This is a genomic window from Acinetobacter sp. UBA5934, from assembly GCF_002430855.1.
Taxonomy (GTDB): Bacteria; Pseudomonadota; Gammaproteobacteria; order Pseudomonadales; family Moraxellaceae; genus Acinetobacter.
In genome coordinates, this window is sequence record NZ_DJDC01000177.1 from 7,897 (window position 1) to 9,005 (window position 1,109).

At 42.1% G+C, this 1,109-nt stretch carries 1 protein-coding gene; it reads left to right on the forward strand.

Going from position 1 to position 1,109, the window contains the following annotated elements:
• Positions 1-116: 116 nt before the first annotated feature.
• The coding region (locus B2Y23_RS12935) for an ATP-binding protein (protein WP_291371245.1) at positions 117-1,109 on the forward strand (993 nt) is incomplete at its 3' end.

Below are 1,109 nucleotides of genomic sequence, written 5' to 3' on the forward strand. Positions count from 1 at the left end.
TGTCTATTTCATATCAATTATTCAAAGTTGAAAATGGTCAAGTTCAGGTTGTTGTGCCATAACTTTTTAGATTTTACCCATCTTTGGATAGACCTATATTTCACTAGGGAGAAACCATGAGTTCAGAAGATCAAGCTGCTTCTCAAACAGAACCAACCAATGAAAAAGCTTATGATTCCTCTAGTATCAAGGTATTACGTGGCCTCGATGCTGTGCGTAAGCGTCCAGGTATGTATATTGGCGATACTGACGATGGTTCAGGCTTACATCACATGGTGTTTGAGGTGGTCGATAACGCCATCGATGAAGCCTTGGCAGGTCACTGCGACGAAATCCTGGTGACCATCCATGAAGATGAGTCAGTCAGCGTTTCAGATAATGGTCGTGGTATTCCAACCGATATTCACCCTGAAGAAGGGGTTTCTGCAGCAGAAGTGATTTTAACCATTCTGCATGCCGGTGGTAAGTTTGACGATAATAGCTATAAAGTCTCTGGTGGTTTGCACGGTGTAGGTGTTTCTGTAGTGAATGCCTTATCCAGCAAACTTGAATTGACCATTCTCAGAGCTGGCCATATTCACCAACAAGAATATAAACATGGTGATCCGGTTTATCCGCTGAAAGTGGTGGGAGATACTGATAAAACCGGTACCATTGTACGTTTCTGGCCAAGTGCTGAAACCTTTAGCCAAACTATTTTTAATGTCGATATTTTAGCGCGCCGTTTGCGTGAGCTTTCATTCTTGAATGCCGGTGTGCGTATTGTGCTGCGCGATGAACGTATTGACGCGGAACATGTGTTTGATTACGAAGGTGGTTTATCTGAATTTGTAAAATATATCAATCAGGGTAAAACCCATCTGAATGATATTTTTCATTTTACCGTTCAATCAGACAATGGTATTGGTGTAGAAGTTGCCTTGCAATGGAACGATACCTATCAAGAAAACGTGCGCTGTTTTACCAATAACATTCCACAAAAAGATGGTGGGACGCATTTAGCCGGTTTCCGTGCAGCTTTAACCCGTGGCTTAAACAGCTATATGGAAAATGAAAACTTGCTCAAAAAAGAGAAAGTTGCTGTATCGGGTGATGATGCGCGTGAAGGT